This window comes from Pedobacter sp. 05L430, from assembly GCF_056397585.1.
Genome location: NZ_JBFTNT010000639.1, coordinates 1 through 445 on the forward strand (window position 1 = coordinate 1; position 445 = coordinate 445).

At 41.8% G+C, this 445-nt stretch carries 1 protein-coding gene; it reads right to left on the reverse strand.

The window, feature by feature from the left end; genetic code table 11:
- Positions 1–445 (reverse strand): RagB/SusD family nutrient uptake outer membrane protein (locus AC1DG9_RS27750; RefSeq protein ID WP_477635794.1); only part of this gene is annotated, 445 nt, incomplete at both ends.

The window sequence follows — 445 nt, forward strand, 5'->3', positions numbered from 1 at the left end:
GGATACAACTGCCCCTGAAAATACGCTCCGGGTCTTAAAATCGTAAAATCCAATCTCGGATCTCTATTCTTGTACGGTTCCGCAGCATTAACCGGCGAACCATCCAACGTTTCATAAGCATCAACCAGATTTTGAACAGGTGCCACAGAATTCGATCCAATAATACCATACTTCAAATTTTGAGGCTGCCAGTACCTGTCAAATATACTCCCCTGCGAAAAAGGGCCACTCATAAACTGCACATCAAACAACACTTCCTGGTTATTTTCATTTGCCACCTGAAACAAGCCATAATAGCTAGGAAACAGATTATAAATACCCAAAGCAGTTATTTTATCAGCGTACTCCACTACTTTATCCCATTTCTTCTGATACAAATAAGCACGCATCTTCATTCCATACACAGCTCCCTTAGTAGCCCTGCCTTTTATCGGCGCTTCAACAT